The 16389-nt window shown below is 70.3% G+C and carries 14 protein-coding genes; 7 read left to right on the forward strand and 7 right to left on the reverse strand.

Annotated features, from left to right (window positions below; all coding sequences use genetic code 11):
* The first annotated feature begins 104 nt into the window (after positions 1-104).
* On the forward strand, positions 105-668 hold the full coding sequence (locus KVY00_RS13390; protein ID WP_223043367.1) for a TetR/AcrR family transcriptional regulator: 564 nt from the start codon (positions 105-107) through the stop codon (positions 666-668).
* A 164-nt stretch (positions 669-832) separates the two neighbouring features.
* On the opposite strand, the gene KVY00_RS13395 is transcribed toward KVY00_RS13390, so the two are convergent.
* Positions 833-2929: an NADPH-dependent 2,4-dienoyl-CoA reductase gene (locus KVY00_RS13395; RefSeq protein ID WP_223043368.1), complete on the reverse strand. Its 2097-nt coding sequence runs from the start codon at positions 2927-2929 to the stop codon at positions 833-835.
* Positions 2930-3107: 178 nt separating this feature from the next.
* Entirely contained in the window at positions 3108-3311 is a 204-nt protein-coding gene (locus tag KVY00_RS13400; RefSeq protein ID WP_223043369.1) for a cold-shock protein, read from the reverse strand.
* A 305-nt stretch (positions 3312-3616) separates the two neighbouring features.
* On the opposite strand from KVY00_RS13400, the gene KVY00_RS13405 reads away from it, so the two are divergent.
* The 5 genes from KVY00_RS13405 to KVY00_RS13425 are packed head-to-tail and all read left to right on the forward strand — an operon-like array spanning position 3617 to position 9507.
* A complete protein-coding gene (locus KVY00_RS13405) occupies positions 3617-4621 on the forward strand; it encodes an NUDIX hydrolase (protein WP_223043370.1) in 1005 nt (334 codons plus the stop codon).
* Entirely contained in the window at positions 4618-5955 is a 1338-nt protein-coding gene (gene nadA / locus KVY00_RS13410) for a quinolinate synthase NadA (RefSeq protein ID WP_223043371.1), read from the forward strand. The genes KVY00_RS13405 and nadA overlap by 4 nt, the downstream gene beginning before the upstream one ends.
* The gene (locus tag KVY00_RS13415) at positions 5952-7478 is read left to right on the forward strand and encodes an L-aspartate oxidase (RefSeq protein ID WP_223043372.1); all 1527 of its coding nucleotides are present in this window, start codon (positions 5952-5954) and stop codon (positions 7476-7478) included. Before nadA ends, KVY00_RS13415 begins: the two co-directional genes overlap by 4 nt.
* Positions 7472-8320 (forward strand): carboxylating nicotinate-nucleotide diphosphorylase, encoded by an 849-nt coding sequence (gene nadC / locus KVY00_RS13420; protein WP_223043373.1) that lies wholly within the window; start codon positions 7472-7474, stop codon positions 8318-8320. The genes KVY00_RS13415 and nadC overlap by 7 nt, the downstream gene beginning before the upstream one ends.
* Complete coding sequence (locus KVY00_RS13425) at positions 8317-9507, forward strand: cysteine desulfurase family protein (RefSeq protein WP_223043374.1); 1191 nt, start codon at positions 8317-8319, stop codon at positions 9505-9507. Before nadC ends, KVY00_RS13425 begins: the two co-directional genes overlap by 4 nt.
* 38 nt (positions 9508-9545) lie before the next feature.
* Here KVY00_RS13425 and KVY00_RS13430 read toward each other — a convergent pair whose 3' ends face one another.
* Complete coding sequence (locus tag KVY00_RS13430; protein WP_223043375.1) at positions 9546-10814, reverse strand: DUF4192 family protein; 1269 nt, start codon at positions 10812-10814, stop codon at positions 9546-9548.
* Between the two features lie 290 nt (positions 10815-11104).
* Positions 11105-12880 (reverse strand): FAD-binding protein, encoded by a 1776-nt coding sequence (locus KVY00_RS13435; protein WP_223043376.1) that lies wholly within the window; start codon positions 12878-12880, stop codon positions 11105-11107.
* A 78-nt stretch (positions 12881-12958) separates the two neighbouring features.
* Here KVY00_RS13435 and KVY00_RS13440 point away from each other — a divergent pair, with 78 nt between their 5' ends.
* Positions 12959-13891, forward strand: a complete 933-nt coding sequence (locus KVY00_RS13440; protein WP_223043377.1) for a LysR family transcriptional regulator — start codon at positions 12959-12961, stop codon at positions 13889-13891.
* A 9-nt stretch (positions 13892-13900) separates the two neighbouring features.
* Here the strand turns inward: KVY00_RS13440 and KVY00_RS13445 are convergent, their stop codons facing one another.
* Genes KVY00_RS13445 through KVY00_RS13455 form a run of 3 tightly spaced genes read right to left on the reverse strand, consistent with a single transcriptional unit; the run spans position 13901 to position 16355 of the window.
* Positions 13901-14584, reverse strand: a complete 684-nt coding sequence (locus KVY00_RS13445) for a DNA alkylation repair protein (protein WP_223043378.1) — start codon at positions 14582-14584, stop codon at positions 13901-13903.
* Complete coding sequence (gene sufU, locus KVY00_RS13450) at positions 14581-15051, reverse strand: Fe-S cluster assembly sulfur transfer protein SufU (RefSeq protein WP_223043379.1); 471 nt, start codon at positions 15049-15051, stop codon at positions 14581-14583. The genes KVY00_RS13445 and sufU overlap by 4 nt, the downstream gene beginning before the upstream one ends.
* Positions 15048-16355 (reverse strand): aminotransferase class V-fold PLP-dependent enzyme, encoded by a 1308-nt coding sequence (locus KVY00_RS13455; RefSeq protein WP_223043380.1) that lies wholly within the window; start codon positions 16353-16355, stop codon positions 15048-15050. The genes sufU and KVY00_RS13455 overlap by 4 nt, the downstream gene beginning before the upstream one ends.
* Positions 16356-16389 lie beyond the last annotated feature (34 nt).

Consider the following 16389-nt stretch of genomic DNA (forward strand, 5'->3'; position numbering starts at 1 on the left):
CGGTGTTGCGCGCGCCGCGGCAGCCGTTTTGTTAGATCGAGTTCAACTATGCGATTCTAGCGCACCCCGCATACGGCAGCGGCTCCGGTCAGTAGGGTATTGGCATGAGCTCACCCACCCGCGGACGCCCGCCGGCATCCTCGCGCGAGGTGCTCGCCGACGCGGCGTGCGAGCTGTTCCTCGAGCAGGGGTACGAGGCGACCTCGATCGCGGAGATCGCGAGGCGGGCCGGGGTGAGCCGATCCAGCTTCTTCAACTACTTCGCGGGCAAGTCCGAGATCCTGTGGTTCGTGTTCGACGGCAGGATCGCCGCGCTGGTCGACGCGCTCGCCGATCCCGCGCGATCGCTCTCCGATGCGCTCGCGGCCTTCGCTCTCGGTGAGGCGCCCGATACGCTCGCCCTCGCGATCGTCGACGCCCGCACCATGGATGTCGAGCAGGAGCTCGAGGCCGGCCGGGCCGCGCGGCAGTTGCGCATCGGCGCCGCGGTCACGGCCCGTCTCGAGCGCGACGGCGTCGAGGCGGTGCGCGCCGAGGTGATCGGGGCCGGCTACGCCGCTGCGCTCGTCTCCGCCGTGTGGCGGTGGGCCGATCTCGGAGCGGGGAGGCACCGCCTCGACCGCGTGCTGGGCGACGCGCTCGCCGTCGCCCGCGAGGTGCTCGGGTAGCCGGCCGGGGCAGGGGTCCGCGGCCCCGTACTTCGGAGCTCACCCGTTATTCGGATGAAACCCAAGCGATCCGATCCGAAATACGGGTGAGCTCCGAAGTTGGGGTCGGTGCCCGGATGATGAGGCTCCGATCCTGCCTCTGCTGAGCGGGATCGCGTCGGACCCTACAGCCACGCCGCGAGCCGCGTCCCCTGATCGATCGCCCGTTTGGCGTCGAGCTCGCCGGCCACGTCGGCCCCGCCGATGAGGTGCGCGCCGATCCCGAGCTCCGCGAGTTCCCCGTGCAGCTCCCGCGCCGGTTCCTGGCCCGTGCAGAGCACGACCGTGTCGACCTCGATGATGCGCTCCTCGTGCGAGGGATCGGCCTCGGGCGCTCCCGCGGCCGGCGACGCGGACGGGATCCTCACCCGCAGCCCCGCGTCGTCGATACCGAGGTACTCGACGCCGGGCATCATTTGCACTCCGCGGCGCGCGAGCTCGGTGCGGTGGATCCACCCGGTCGTCTTACCGAGGCCGGCGCCGAGCTTGCCGGACTTGCGCTGCAGCATGACGACGTCGCGGGCGGGCCGCTCCTGCGCCGGCGGCTGCAGCCCGCCGGCGTGCGCGTAGTCCCGGTCCACGCCCCAGTGCGCGAGGAAGGCTCGGAGCGCTTCGGGATCCTCGGCACTCGCGTCGCTCCATCCTGGATCCTCCGAGGGCGCCGTCAGATACTCGGCGACATCGAAGCCGATGCCGCCGGCCCCGAGGATCGCGACCCGCTCGCCCACGGGCGCCTTCTCGCGCAGCACGTCGAGATAGCCGAGCACGCTCGGGTGCTCGAGGCCCGGGATGTCGGGGCGACGCGGCACGACACCCGTGGCGACGACCACCTCGTCGAAGCCCTGCTCCGCGAGTTCGGTGGCCGTGACGCGGTGGTTCAGGCGCAGCTCGACGCCGGTCTCCTCGATCCTCACCCCGAAGTAGCGCAGCGTCTCCCGGAACTCGCTCTTGCCGGGCACCTGCAGCGCCACGTTCAACTGCCCGCCGATGCGATCCGACGCTTCGAACAGCGTGACATCGTGGCCCCGTGAGGCTGCGGTGGTGGCGCACGCGAGCCCCGCCGGCCCGGCGCCGGTCACCGCTATCCGCTTCCCGACGGCTGCCGGAGCGACGACGAGGTCGGTCTCGTGCCCCGCTCGCGGGTTCACGAGGCACGATGCCGGCCTGCCCGAGAAGGTGTGATCGAGGCACGCCTGATTGCAGCCGATGCAGGTGTTGATGCGCTGCGGAGCGCCGGAAGCCGCTTTGCTCACGAACTCGGGATCCGCGAGGAAGGGGCGGGCGAGCGAGACCATGGCGGCGCGGCCCTCGGAGAGCAGGCGCTCCGCGGTATCGGGCGTGTTGATGCGGTTGGTCGTGATGAGCGGGATCGACACCGCACTCGCGAAGCGGTCGGTGACCCAGGCGAAAGCGCCGCGGGGCACCGAGCCGGCGATGGTCGGGATGCGCGCCTCGTGCCAGCCGATGCCCGAGTTGATCATCGTCGCGCCCGCTGCCTCGACGCGTCGCGCGAGCTCCAGCGCCTCTTCGAGCGAAGCTCCCTCCGGCACCAGCTCGAGCATCGACAAGCGGTAGATCACGATGAAGCGTTTGCCGACCGCCTCGCGCACGCGGCGGACGATCTCGACTGGAAAACGGAGGCGGCCGTCGAGGCCGCCGCCCCAGCGATCCTCGCGGTGATTGGTGCGGCGCGCGGTGAACTGGTTGATGAGGTACCCCTCGGATCCCATGATCTCGACGCCGTCGTAGCCGGCGCGCTGCGCGAGGCCGGCGGTGCGGGCGAAGTCGTCGATGGTGCGCTCGATCTCGGCCTCGTCGAGTTCTCGCGGGGTGATCGGGGAGATCGGGGCCTGGATCGGGCTCGGCGCGACGATGCCGGGGTGCGCCCCGTAGCGTCCGGCGTGCAGGATCTGCAGCGCGATCCTCCCGCCCTCCTCGTGCACGGCGTCCGTGACGACGCGATGGTGCGGCAACTGATCCTCGGTCTCGAGCGTGGCCGCGCCGGGAGTGAGGCGCCCCGCCGGGTTCGGCGCGATGCCGCCCGTCACGATGAGCGCGGCTCCTCCGCGAGCCCGCTCGCGGTAGAAGGCGGCGAGGCGTTCGGCGCCGCCCGGGGCCTCCTCGAGCCCGAGATGCATCGAGCCCATGATCACCCGGTTGGGGAGCGTGACGAAGCCCAGGTCGAGGGGTGCGAAGAGGTGCGGGTAGGTCTGCGGTGACATTGATCCCTGTTTCGGTCGGTCGCGGTGACCCGAATGTACGAGGCCGGGGAGCCTCTGTCGAACCCGGTGTGGTGAATGCACAAAACGACGGCGCGGGCGGGGACGCTTCTGCAGCGCGGACACGCAAAAGCGGGGTGCGCGGCCGAAGCCCCGCACCCCGCCGGGTGTCGCTTGCTACTTAGAGCGCGACGATGTTGCTGGCCTGCAGGCCCTTGGGGCCCTGCTCGACGTCGAACTCAACGCGCTGGTTCTCGAAGAGGTCGCGACGGCCGCTGCCCTGGATCGCGCTGAAGTGCGCGAAGACGTCGGATGCTCCGTCATCGGGGGTGATGAAGCCGAAGCCCTTTTCGGAGTTGAACCATTTCACGGTGCCGGTGGTCATACTGTGTTTCCTTTGTGTGTTGCTGGCCGCTGAACGCGACCGGGATGCCACGGCGACGGCGCCGACGTGGAGACTGGTGGTGCGTGCTGCGGTGAACCGCAGCGATAAAACGTGTCTGGACTGCTCCAACGTTCGGCATTACTGGTCTTGTAGGCGAGCCTATCCCAGATGTCTTCTCCGTGGTGCTTTTGTGATCTTCTTGTGTCTTCTTCGGTGGTGTTTCGGAGGAAATTGACTTATGGTCACAATGACCATAAGTTGAACGGGGCTCGGAAACCTCCGGGCCCGGCCGAAGGGGGAGAGTCGTGCTCTACGAGAACGCGAGCGTGAGCGAACGGCGTACGATGCCGCCCGCGGTCGCGGTTTCGACCGTCGCCTTCGCCCTGCGCCCTCCGGAGGGATCGCTTATCGGCGACGCGTCGCGCGCGGATGACGCGCAGACCAGCCGGGCGATCACGCTCTGGCTGCCGCTCGTGCGTCGGACCCGTGCTCCGTTTCGGGGCAGGTGGGCGCTGCCCGGAGGCCCGACGCGCTGGGACGAGACGCTCTCGGACACTGCGCTGCGAACGCTGCGGGCCGCGGTGCTGAGGGATCCCGGATACCTCGAACAGCTCTACTCCTTCGGGGGAGTCGAGCGCTCCGCCGAGGCGCAGCGTCTCGTCACCATCGCGTACTGGGCGCTGTACGGCGAGAGCGACCTCGCCGAGTCGCCCAGCCCGATTCCTGAGCACGGCGCTGCTGTGCAGAACGGTGACCGCTCGCGGCGCTGGGACGATCCGGATCCCCCCTCTCCGGCGGCGTCGCCGGCGCCGGGGGACACCGCGCTGGGGAACACCGCGCCGGGCGATCCCGCGTCGGGCGATCCCGCGCCGGGCGATCCCGACCCCAATGTCGCCTGGTTCTCGGCCGACAGGCTCCCGGAGCTCGCGTTCGATCACGCCGAGATCGTGGCCTACGCCCTCGCGCGTCTGCGCTCCAAGACCGAGTACGAGGCCCTCGCCCACCGTTTTCTCGGATCGACGTTCACGCTCACCAGGCTCCGGGCCGTGACCGAGGCGGTGCTCGGGGAAACCGTGGATCCCGCCAACTTCCGCCGCCAGGCGCTGGCGCAGGGCAACCTCGTCGACACCGGCGAGGTCGAGACCGGCGGGCGGCACCGGCCCGCCCGCCTCTATCGATTCCGAGGGAGCCCGTCATCGGGTCACCCCGAACACTCAGACCGGCTCGCCGGGCCTCGCGGCCCGGTGAAGCCGATCCAGCCGGGAGCGCGTGCTCTGCCGGACGAACCACTACCGAGGAGCGCATCATGACGAGCGTGCAGGAACTCATCCGGGCGGCTGCTGAGCGCGAGAGCGCGACGCGGCCCCCGCGGAAGCCGGAGGGCGCGCAGACGTCTCACCGCCGGCCCATCGCGCTCCGCGCAACAGGGCTGTCGAGCTGCGACTCCGGGCTGGCTCGGGACCCGTGGGCGATCGACCGGACGCCCGGTTACGGGCCGGGCGCCTCGGTGGAGGATGCGGCTCCCGGGGACGCTCCGCGCCAGGGGCCGCTTCCCGCCCGCTACACCGATGCCTCCGAGGAGCAGTTGCACGAGTGGATCGTGGCGGCCAAGCAGACGCTCGGGGACCGCGTGCGGATTCTCGGGCACTTCTATCAGAGGGATGAGATCGTGCAGCACGCCGATTTCGTCGGCGACTCCTTCATGCTGGCGCAGGCCGCGAAGGCCCATCCCGAAGCCGAGGCGTTCGTGTTCTGCGGGGTGCACTTCATGGCCGAGACCGCCGACATCCTGTCGGAGCCGTCGCAGGCCGTGGTGCTGCCGAATCTCGCCGCGGGCTGCTCGATGGCCGACATGGCGACGATCGAGCAGGTCGAGCGCTGCTGGGAGGACCTGACCGCGGCGCTCGGAACCGATCCGGATGACGGGCTGGAACCCGTCATCCCGGTCACCTACATGAACTCCTCGGCTGCGATCAAAGCGTTCTGCGGCCGCAACGGGGGTATCGTCTGCACCTCGTCGAACGCGCGCACCGTGCTCGAGTGGGCTTTCGAGCGGGGTCGACGCGTCGTCTTCTTCCCCGACCAGCATCTCGGCCGCAACACCGCGAAGGCGATGGGCATCACAGAGGATCTGATGCCGCTGTGGCGGCCGCACCTGCCGCTCGGCGGCAACACCGTCGAGCAACTGCGCGAGGCCCGGGTGATCCTCTGGAACGGGTTCTGCTCGGTGCACAAGCGCTTCACCGTCGAGCAGATCGAGCGGGCGCGATCGGAGTACCCCGGTGCGCGCGTGATCGTGCACCCCGAGTGCCCCGCAGCGGTCGTCGAGGCCGCCGACGGCGCCGGTTCGACGGAGTACATCCGCAAGCAGATCGAGGCGGCCGCGCCCGGAGACGTGATCGCGGTCGGCACCGAGATCAACCTCGTGAACCGGTTGCAGGAGCAGCACCCGGAGCTGACCGTGTTCTGCCTCGACCCCGTCGTGTGCCCCTGCTCGACCATGTATCGCATTCATCCTGCGTACCTCGCGTGGACGCTCGAAGCGCTCGTCGAGGGAGCGGTGCCGAATCGCATCACCGTCTCCGATGACGTGGCCGACGATTCTCGCATCGCGCTCGAGCGAATGCTCGCGGCACGGCCGTGATCATCGTCATCGGGGCGGGGGTCGCCGGCCTCTCGTGCGCGCTCGCCGCAGCCGCGGCGGGCGCGGAGGTCGCCCTCGTCGTGCCGGGTCGGCTGCGCCCGAGCTTCGAGGATTCTGCGGCGGGCCTCGGGGGTTCTGCGGCGGGCCTCGGCTGCGCGGGCGGCAGCACGGTGCTCGCGCAGGGAGGCATCGCCGCTGCCATCGGCGCGGATGATTCCCCCGAGCAGCACCTCGCAGACACCGTCGCCGCAGGGGTCGGACTCGTCGACGCGGAGGCGGCCGGAGTGCTGGTCGATGAGGGCGCGAGGATCGTGCGGGGGCTGCTGCGCGAGGGGTTCGCCGCTGACCTCGACGCCGCGGGCCGCCCGGCGCTCGGGCTCGAAGCCGCGCACGGGCGCGCCCGCATCGTGCACGCCGGCGGTGATCGCACCGGGGCGGTGCTGCACGCCCACCTTGCGACGCGGGTGCTCGCCGATGCGGAGGCGGGGAGGATCGAACTGATCGAGAACCGCACGGCCGTCGAACTGACGAGCGACTCGGGGGTGGTGCGGGGTGCCGTATTGCGGTCTCTTTCGGGAGACAGCGCCCTCGAGAGCAGGCACGCAGACGCCGTGGTGCTCGCGATGGGCGGGTACGCCGCGTTCTACGAGCGCTCGACGAATCCCACCTCGTCTCGCGGGGACGGCGTGGTGCTCGCGGCCCGAGCCGGCGCAGTCGTCTCGGATCTCGAGTTCGTGCAGTTCCACCCGACGGTGCTGCATGGTTCCGGTCTCCTCATCTCGGAAGCGGTGCGCGGCGCTGGGGCCGTGCTGCGGGACGGATCGGGATCCCGCTTCATGGCGGGCCGTCACCCGCTCGCGGAGCTCGCACCGCGGGACGTGGTGTCGAGGGAGATGCAACGTGCGATGCGGATGCGCGGTGAATCCCGGCTCTGGCTCGACGCCACCGGTATCGAACGAGAGGGAGGCCCGGGCTCGCTCGCCGCACGGTTCCCCGGGATTACGGCCGCCCTCGCGGAGCACGGTCTCGACTGGACGCGAGAGCCGATTCCCGTTTCACCCGCGGCCCACTACACGATGGGAGGCGTGGCCGCCGACCTGCGGGGCCGCAGCACGGTGCCCGGACTGTTCGTCGCCGGCGAGACGGCGTCGACCGGCGTGCACGGAGCCAACCGGCTCGCCTCCAACTCCCTGCTCGAGGGCCTCGTCTTCGGGCGCCGCGCCGGATTGGCGGCCGCCGCCTTCGCCGAGAAGCGCGGTGACTGGAAGCTCGACGGACACGGAATGCGAGAGCTGGTCTCAACGGCCGTGCCGGGGGTGATCGCCGCCGACCGGGGAACGAGCCCTCTCGGTGACATGATCGCCCTCGCCGCGGCGGCACGTGCAGAATCGCGTGGGGCGCACCAGAGAGACGACGCCCCGCAGACCGATCCCGCCCAGGCCCGCCGGCGCGGGTTCGCTCTGGCTTTCGCCGCGCCGTCGACCACCGAACCCGCCCAGCAGAGGAGCCTCGCACAATGCTGACCCCCCGCATCATCGAGTCGGTCGTGCGCACCGCGCTCGCCGAAGACGCCCCCTGGGGCGACCTCACCGTCGAACTCGCGATCCCCGAGGGGTTGTGCATCGACACTCGGCTTGTGGCCAGGGAGCCCGGAGTGTTCGCGGGCGGTCCCCTCGTCGTCGAGACCTTCCGGCAGCTCGACACACGGATCGAGGTGACCGCGCTCGCAGCGGAGGGGGAGGCGTTCAGTGCGGGCCAGTCGCTCGCGCGCATCGCCGGACCCGCACGCGGCGTGCTGACGGGCGAGCGGGTGGCGCTCAACCTCTGCCAGCGCCTGAGCGGTATCGCAGCGCTCACCGCGCGATACGTCGCCGCCGTCTCCCACACCGGTGCCCGCATCGCTGATACCCGCAAGACGACGCCCGGGCTGCGCGCACTCGAGAAGCACGCGGTGCGGGCGGGCGGAGGAACGAACCACCGCTTCGGGCTCTCCGATGCGATCATGGTGAAGGACAACCACCTCGCCGCTCTCGGTGCCATGGACGACGAATCGACCACGGCGGCGTTGCGGGAGCTGCGCAGTCGAGCGGGCCACACCGTCTCGATCGTGGTCGAGGTGGATCGACTCGAACAGATTCCTCCGGTGCTCGCAGCTGCTCCGACCGGCATTCTGCTCGACAACTTCTCGATCGAGGACCTCCGCGAGGGGGTGCGGATGATCGACGGTCGCGCGGTCGTCGAAGCCAGCGGGGGCGTGAGCCTCGAGACCGTCGCGCAGATCGCGGAGACCGGCGTCGACATCATCTCCGTCGGCCGTCTGACGCACGGTGCGCAGGCGCTCGATCTCGGCCTGGACACCCCGTGAACCTCGACGAATCGCACTCGCGATACCTCGATGCCGCGGCCACCGCGCTGTTGCGCCCGGAAGCCCGCGCGGCGATGCTCTCGGCTCTCGACGCGGGTCAGGCCAACCCGTCGAGCGTGCATCAGGCCGGATACCGCGCGCAGCAGGCCCTGGACGCCGCTCGCGCGGCGATCGCGAAAGCCCTCGGCGCGCGCACGGATGAGGTGGTGCTCACCTCTGGCGGTACGGAGGCCAACAACCTCGCGGTGATCGGGCTCGCGCTCGCCGACCCGCGCGGCCGCCACATCGTGACCACGCCGATCGAGCACCCCTCCGTGCTCGAGAGCTGCCGCTTCCTGCAGCGGCTGCACGGGTTCGAGCTGAGCCTGGTGCCCGTCGATGCCGAGGGGCGCGTCGATCCGGCGGATGTCGCCGCCGCTCTCCGGGAGGACACGACGCTGCTCACGGTGGGCCTCGCGAACGCCGAGGTGGGCACGGTGCAGCCGCTGCCGGAGATCGCGGCGCATGCCCGAGCTCTCGGGGTGCGGGTGCACACCGACGCGGTGCAGGCCGCCGCGTCTCTGCCCGTATCGTTCGCGAGCGACGGCGGCTCCGGTGCCGACCGCAGCCCCGCCTGGCCCGGCTCCGCGGTCGACGCGATGAGCGTGGCCTCGCACAAGTTCGGCGGGCCGCAGGGCGCCGGCGCACTGCTCGTGCGCGCGCGCCTCCCTCTCGAGCCGCTGCTGCACGGAGGCGGGCAGGAGAGCGGGCGGCGTTCGGGAACGGAGAACGTGGTCGCGGCGGTCGGTTTCGCCGCTGCCGCCGAGTCCACTGCCGCCGAGATCGGCACCCGCGCTCTGGCTCTGGTCGAGAGCAGGGACCGCCTGGTCGAGCGGGTGCTCGCAGAGGTGCCGGGGGCGCGTCTGACCGGCCACCCGAGCGAACGACTGCCGGGCCACGCCTCGTTCGTAATCGCTTCCGCGAGCGGAGAGTCGCTGCTGGTCGCGCTCGATGCCGCGGGTTTCGCGGTCTCTTCGGGCTCGGCCTGCGCGGCGGGACGGGATGAGGCCTCGCCGACGCTGCTCGCGATGGGGTTCTCTGCCGAGCTCGCGCAGACGGCGATCCGATTCACTCTCGCGTCGCCCCTCGACGAGGGTGCTATCGATCGCATCGTCGCGGTGCTCCGATCCGAGGTCCGGGTGCGCTGAAACCGCGCTCCGGTGGAACGCGCCCGTCTTGCGGTGCATCAGGCCGCGCTCGCAAGGAGAGCCGGGCGGATCGAGCTGAGATTCGAGACGAGATGCCGTGCCATGAGCGCGAGCTCGTTTCCAGGTTCGATCTCGAGCGCCTCGTCCAATTGACGCAGAGCAATGCTTTGCGAACCGCTCAACCACCACAGCCAGGCGCTGAGAGCGAAGAGCGCCGGCTTCAGCGGCGGCGGCGTCTCGGCCAGCACCTCGAGCAGCCGTTCGCGCAGCGGGCCCAGGCGGTCTCGCTCGGTGAAATCCGGGCAGATGGTGGCGAGGACGCGCCACACCGACCATCCGGGAGCGAGGGCGGGCTCCGGGCCGGAGTCGAGATCGATCGGAATGTCGACGAACTGCGACGGTCCGATCTCCTCAGCGAGCTCGACGGGGAAGAGCGGTCGAGTGAGTATTCCCAGAGCGAGCAGCAACCAGCGGTCGGGGAGCTGAGCGCAGCGGATCAGACGTGCCGACATGTCGGGTGCGAGGGCCTGAGCGGTGTTCCGCAGCGCCTCGGTCACCTCCGCTGTATCGAGCATCCAGGAGTACGCCTCGGGCGGCGCCGGGTGCCTCGCCTGCTCGGCCATGATCGTCTCGAAGTCGCGGCGGCCGAGAGCGCTGCTCTTCCGAAGCTTCGGAGATTTCAACCTGAACGTCGAAGGGACCCGGGCCGGAGCGAAGGGCGGTATCTCGTCGAGCGCCTTCCGCACCTCCTCGCATCGATCCTGATCCGCTTCGGGCACCACGCCGAATTCGGCCAGATCGCGCGGAACCTCGCCGCGCAGCTGGGCATCCAGCCTGATGGGGCTCTCCGCGATCTCGCTGAGCGGGCGTCCCTCTCGTGGGGCGGCGGGATCGAGGAAGCCGATCCATCCGTCGGGTGCGAGGCAGCACAGCTCTCGCAGGCCGATCTCCTCGTCGATCAGACGGTGTTCGATCCGCCGGGCGAGGGCACTCCACGGAGGGCCGCCGCACTCGGCGAAGGTGCGGGAGCAGGTGATCGCGATCGCGGGCGCCGATTCGCTCGTGACATCGAGCTCGTGGAGGATGTCGCAGATGAAGTCGAGCAGAGGGTCGACCTGCTCGGCACTCTCGTCCTGCGGGAGATCGATGCGTATCGCCCGGCCGGTGCGCGAGCCAGAGAACAGGACGACGAAGAGGCTGTCGGTGGCCGTGTACCCGATGAAGTGCGGCAGAGCTGCCAGGAAGTCTGCGGTGCTGCGGCACTTGAGCACACGGGGCGAATCGGAGGGTGAGTGGGTTCGGTTCATGCACCGATCATGCGCCGCGGGGAGCGGAGGAATCGGGTTATGCACAGGCGCACGGCCGATTCGGGTGAGATTCACCCGAATCGGCCGATTGTGAGCGAAGTTCCTATCCGTCCTCCGGCGCGGAGCGCGTGTCCCCTCTTTCGGATGCTGCCACTCATTCGGATCGGATCGTTGGAGTTTCATCCGAAAAACGGGTGAGATCCGAACGAAGGGACGGGGACGAGGAGCATCGAGAGACCAGACAGAGACCAGACAGAGACCAGAAGAGGAGCGGAGCGCCTGCTCCCCAGCTACTCCACGAGCTTGCCCTCGACCGAGGTGTCGATGTTGTCGTAGGCGAGACTGCGGAACGAATCAGGTGCCTCGGCCACGCGCTCGAAGGTCACGCCGCCCTCGGGGGTCCAGACGAAGCTGCCGCGCAGCGCCTCGTCCTGCTCCGGGAAATCGGACCGGTTGTGGCAGCCCCGGGTCTCGCGGCGCTCGATCGCGCACTCGAGGGTGGCGCGGGCGGCCAGCAGCGAACCGTAGAGATCGAACGCGTGGGCGAGGTCGTCGAAGCCCGCGATATCGGGGTGCACCCCGAGACCGGAGGCGCGATCCTCGATCGCCCCCAGCTTCTCGAGGCCCTCGCGCAGCCCCGCCTCGCTTCGCACCACACCCGCGTGCTCGGTCATGAGGTCGCGCACGGCCCGCTGCAGCAGGCGCGGAGTCTCGGTGCCCTTGCTCGAGAGCAGCGCCCGCATCTCGGCCCGCGCCTCGGCCACGGCCTCTGCCGAGCGGGTCACCCTCGTGAGCCCCGAGACGTACTCGGCCGCGTCGGTGCCGGTGATGCGCCCGTACACGAGCAGTTCGATGAGCGAGTTGCCGCCGAGACGGTTCGCGCCGTGCAGACCAGAGGACGCCTCCCCGATGGCGTAGAAGCCGTCGACGCCGGTGCTGTGGCTCTCGGCGTCGACCCAGACGCCGCCCATCGAGTAGTGCGCCGTGGGAGCGATCTCGATCGGCTCCTCGGTGATGTCGAGCATCTGCAGGTCGATGAGCGTGCGGTAGACCCGGGGCAGCTTCTCGAAGATGGTTTCGCGCGGCAGGTGCGAGACGTCGAGGTAGACGCCGCCGTTCGTCGTGCCGCGCCCCTCGATGATCTCGGTGTAGCTCGCGAGTGCGACGCGATCGCGGGTCGAGAGCTCCATCCGCTCGGGGTCGTAGCGCTCCATGTAGCGCTCGCCCAGGGCGTTGCGCAGGATGCCGCCCTCTCCGCGCGCCGCCTCGGAGACGAGGGTTCCGGCGGCGTCGGCGGGTTCGAGGATGCCCGAGGGGTGGAACTGCACGAGCTCGGCATCGCGGATCCTGGCACCCGCGAGGGCGGCGAGACGGAAGGAGTCGCCGGTGTTCTCGTCGCGTCGGGAGGAGGTGTTGCGCCAGATGCGGTTGTGCCCGCCCGCTGCGAGGATCACGGCGTCGGCGTGGATGAGCACGGGGGTGCCGTCGACGACGTCGAAGCCGTAGGCGCCGAAGATCCTGCCGTCCGCGGCCAGCAGGCGGGTGATGTAGATCGTGTCGACGATCGGCACCTCGAGCTCGCGGGCGCGGCGCAGCAGCGTGCGCTGGATCTCGAGGCCGGTGTAGTCGCCCGCGTAGCAGGTGCGGCGGTACTTGTGCGCTCCGAAGAAGCGCTGGCTGATCCGCCCGTCCGCCTCGCGCGCGAAGGGCATGCCCCAGCGCTCGAGATCCTCGATGCCGCGGGCCGCGTTCTTGGCGACGACCTCGATGATCGCGGGATCGCCGAGGAAGTACGACTCGCGCAGGGTATCGGCGGCGTGCTGCTGCCAGCTGTCCTCGGGATCGATCGTGCCGAGGGCCGCGTTGATCCCGCCGGCTGCGAGCGTCGTGTGGGCGTCGTGCTTGCGGCGCTTGCCGACCGCGAGCACCTGTACGCCCCGCTCGGCGAGCTCGATCGAGGCTCGCAGGCCGGCGCCCCCGGTGCCGATGACGAGCACGGAGGTCGAGAGCAGGCGCTCGGAGCGCGCGGAAGCAGGAATGTCGGTGGTTGCTGCGATGGTGTTCATGCGGACCACGCTAGGCATCCGCGCTCGATTACTCCAATGAATAGATCGGATAATAATGATGCGGATAAGCTATGAAGTGTGAATCTCGACCAGTTGCGCGGCTTCGCGGAGGTCGCCCGCACCGGGCACTTCACGCGCGCCGCCGAGCGCCTCCACCTCGCTCAGCCGTCGCTGAGCCGCCAGATCGCCGGCCTCGAGCAAGAGTTCGGGGTGGAACTGTTCCATCGCGCTCGCGGTAACGTCGCGCTGACCGCCGCGGGGGAGCGCCTGCTGCCGTTCGCGCGGCGCATGCTCGCAGACGCGGACACGGCGCGCGGCGAGATGGCCGAGCTCGCGGGTCTCAAACGCGGTCGTATCCGGCTGGGAGCGACCCCGACGCTGTGCACGAGCCTCGTGGCGGAGGTGCTCGCCGAGTTCCGAGGGAGATACCCCGGCGTCGACATCGAGATTCTGGAGCGCGGATCGCGCAGTCTCATCACCGAGCTCATGGAGGGCGGGCTCGACCTCGCACTCATCGTGACGAGCGTCTCCTCGGGGGCGGCGCGCGCGGTGCTGGAGCGGGAGCCGATCCTGCGGGAGCGATTGGTCGCGGTCTCGGCCGTGGACGGGCCGGATCCGTTCGCCGGTGCTGCTCCCGTGAACCTGGAAGCGCTGGCCGGCGTGCCGCAGATCGTGTTCCCCGAGAGCTACGACCTGCGTGCGGCGACCGACGCCGCTTTTCGGGATGCGGGGGTCGAACCGCTCGTGGCCGTGGAGGGCGCCGAGATGGACGCGGCTCTGAGCTTCGCGGAGCGGGGCGTCGGGGCCGCCGTGGTCCCGGCGATGGTGGCGGCGGATCGCGCCAAGCTGCGCGTCACGACCCTGGAGGGCGACGGCCTCACCCGCACGATCAGCATCGCGCGTCGCAGCGACATGGCGCCCACGCATGCTGCCGCTGCCATGCAGGCCATCATCCGTCAGGTCGCGGACCGGCTCGCCGACGCCGAGGGGGATCTCCTGGCCCGTGCGTGAGGCTCGGGATCACCCCTCCCGGCGCGACACGAGTTCGGCGATCGCGAGGGGAGCGTACGGCGACGTGCAGCCGGGCGGGGTGGGGTAGTCCTTGAGCACCTCCAGGCGCTCGGCGATCGAAACGGCCCGTTCGCGGTACTCCTCGTGACAGACGCCGATCTGCGTGAGGCACCAGTTCATCGCCCACTGCAGCCGATCCGGAGCGCTGCCCATGCCGAGTTCGATCACGTTCAGCAGCCCCGGTAGATCCACGCCCTCGGGCTGCTTCATGACGCGCTCGGTCGTGAGATCCCAACCGGCGCTCGCGACCACGGGGTCGTCGTCCATGAGCCAGATCAGGCGCAGCGCCTCGGCGTGCGGACTCTTCTTGACGATGTAGTTCACGAGCCAGCCGTGCACCTTCGGAACATATGCCTCGCGCAGCATGGAGTCGAGCTGAGCCTGCGTGAACACTCGGGGCTTGCCGATGAGGGTGGCGACGAGCCGGGCGGGGGTGTATCCCGTGGCCCACAACTCGAGGGCGAGATCCTGGTTCTTCTTCAGCGGCTTGGCCACCTCGCGCAGCCGGGTGAGGTTCACCCCGTGGTCGTCGCCGTGCTTCTCGTTGACGGCGCGCACCTTCGGATCCTCGAGCGCCTCGAGCGCCGCGACCACCTCCGCGGCGGTGCTGTCGATCGTGACGGGGGTGCTCACGCCCGCTGTCCCTCGACCTGGCGCAGATCGGCCTCGAGCGCGACCCAGCCGAGCATGGCGCACTTCACCCGCATCACGAACTTCGCGACGCCCTGCAGTGCGACGGCGTCGCCCAGCAACTCCTCGTCGGGCTCACCCTCGCCGCGGGCCTGGATCATCTCCCTGAACGCGGCGATGCGCTCCTGCGCATCCTCGATCGTCAGCTGCTCGTCGCGCACCAGCTGAGACAGGATCGACGCAGAGGCCATCGAGATGGAGCAGCCCTGGCCCTCCCAGGCGAGTCGCTCGATGCGGCCGCTCTCGGGGTCGACCGCGATCGAGAGATCGATCTCGTCGCCGCAGCTCGGGTTGAACTCGTGGTGCGAGGCGGTGAGGGCGCCCTCGGGGGCATCGAGTGCGCCCTTGCCCACGGGCCGCTTCGAATGATCGAGGATCAGTTCCTGGTACAGTCCGTCGAGCGCGCTCACGCCGCAACCTCCACTCCGAAGTACCGCTGGGCGCCGCGGAGCGCGTCGAGGAAGCGATCGATCTCGTCCTCGGTCGTGGTCAGATGCACGCTTGCGCGGGTCGACGAGGCGATGCCGAACGCCCGGTGCAGCGGCTGCGCGCAGTGGTGCCCGACTCTCACGAGCACCCCCTGCTCGTCGAGGAACTGGCCCACGTCGTGCGCGTGCAGACCCTCGACCGACACGGAGGCGAGCGCGATCCGCCGCGCCGGATCCTGCGGTCCGAGCAGGCGCACGCCGGGCGTCGCCTCGATCCCGTCGACGAGTCGCCCGATGAGCTCGTGCTCGCGCGCCGCGGCCCGCTCCATGCCCGCTTCGGTCAGGAAGTCGACCGCCGCGCCCAGGCCGACCGCCTGCGAAACCGGCTGCGTGCCGGGCTCGAAGCGCATCGGCGGCGGCATGAACTGCGCGGATTCCATCGTCACCCGGGTGATCGCGGATCCACCGGTGCGGGACGGCGGCAGCGCAGCGAGCAGTTCGGGTCGTCCGTAGAGCACGCCGATGCCGTTCGGGCCGAGCATCTTGTGGCCCGAGAAGGCCGCGAAATCGACCCCGAGCGCGTCGAGATCGACCGGGATGTGCGGCACCGACTGGCAGGCGTCGAGCACCGTGATCGCGCCGACGCCGCGAGCCAGGTCGGCGAGCTCGGCGACCGGGGCGACGAAGCCGGTGACGTTGGAGACGTGCGCGAAGGCGAATACGCGGGTGCGCTCGTTCAGGGCCTCGCGCGCGTCGTCGACGGTCCAGGTGCCGTCCTCGCGCACGGGGATGTAGCGGAAGGACGCCCCGGTGCGGGCGGCGAGCCGCTGCCACGGAATGAGGTTGGCGTGGTGCTCGGCCTCGGTGACGAGGATCTCGTCGCCGGGTCCGATCGCGAATCGGTCGCTGCCCGGCACCCCGAGTTCGGGGCTCGCGCTGGCCTCGCCGATCCCGAGGGCCACGATGTTCAGCGCGTCGGTCGCGTTCTCCGCCCACACGATCTGCTCGGGGGTCGCCGCGCCCACGAAGCGCGCGACCGCGGCGCGCGCACCCTCGAAGACCTCGGTGGCGGCCCCGACGGCGCCGCTCGTACCGCGGTGCACCGCGGCGTTCGCGGTCTCGAGGAAGCGCCGTTCGGCGTCGAGCACCGCAGTCGGGCGCTGCGAGGTGGCGGCGGCGTCGAGGTAGGCGGGCGGCCGCGCGCTCCCCGCCTGCAGCGCGAAGTAGGGGAAGGCCGCGCGCAACTCGGCGACCTCCGCGGGAGTGAGAGCAGACATGTTCTCCATTCTTCCACCCGGGCTCCTGCCCGTGGAACCGGTA

This window comes from Leucobacter tenebrionis (assembly GCF_019884725.1).
GTDB lineage: Bacteria > Actinomycetota > Actinomycetes > Actinomycetales > Microbacteriaceae > Leucobacter > Leucobacter tenebrionis.

Excerpts from the sequence above, each read along its gene's own strand:
- KVY00_RS13390 (WP_223043367.1), top strand. The coding sequence starts at position 105 with ATGAGCTCACCCACCCGCGGACGCCCGCCGGCATCCTCGCGCGAGGTG.
- KVY00_RS13395 (WP_223043368.1), bottom strand. The coding sequence starts at position 2,929 with ATGTCACCGCAGACCTACCCGCACCTCTTCGCACCCCTCGACCTGGGC.
- KVY00_RS13400 (WP_223043369.1), bottom strand. The coding sequence starts at position 3,311 with ATGACCACCGGCACCGTGAAATGGTTCAACTCCGAAAAGGGCTTCGGC.
- nadA (WP_223043371.1), top strand. The coding sequence starts at position 4,618 with ATGACGAGCGTGCAGGAACTCATCCGGGCGGCTGCTGAGCGCGAGAGC.
- nadC (WP_223043373.1), top strand. The coding sequence starts at position 7,472 with ATGCTGACCCCCCGCATCATCGAGTCGGTCGTGCGCACCGCGCTCGCC.
- KVY00_RS13430 (WP_223043375.1), bottom strand. The coding sequence starts at position 10,814 with ATGAACCGAACCCACTCACCCTCCGATTCGCCCCGTGTGCTCAAGTGC.
- KVY00_RS13435 (WP_223043376.1), bottom strand. The coding sequence starts at position 12,880 with ATGAACACCATCGCAGCAACCACCGACATTCCTGCTTCCGCGCGCTCC.
- KVY00_RS13455 (WP_223043380.1), bottom strand. The coding sequence starts at position 16,355 with ATGGAGAACATGTCTGCTCTCACTCCCGCGGAGGTCGCCGAGTTGCGC.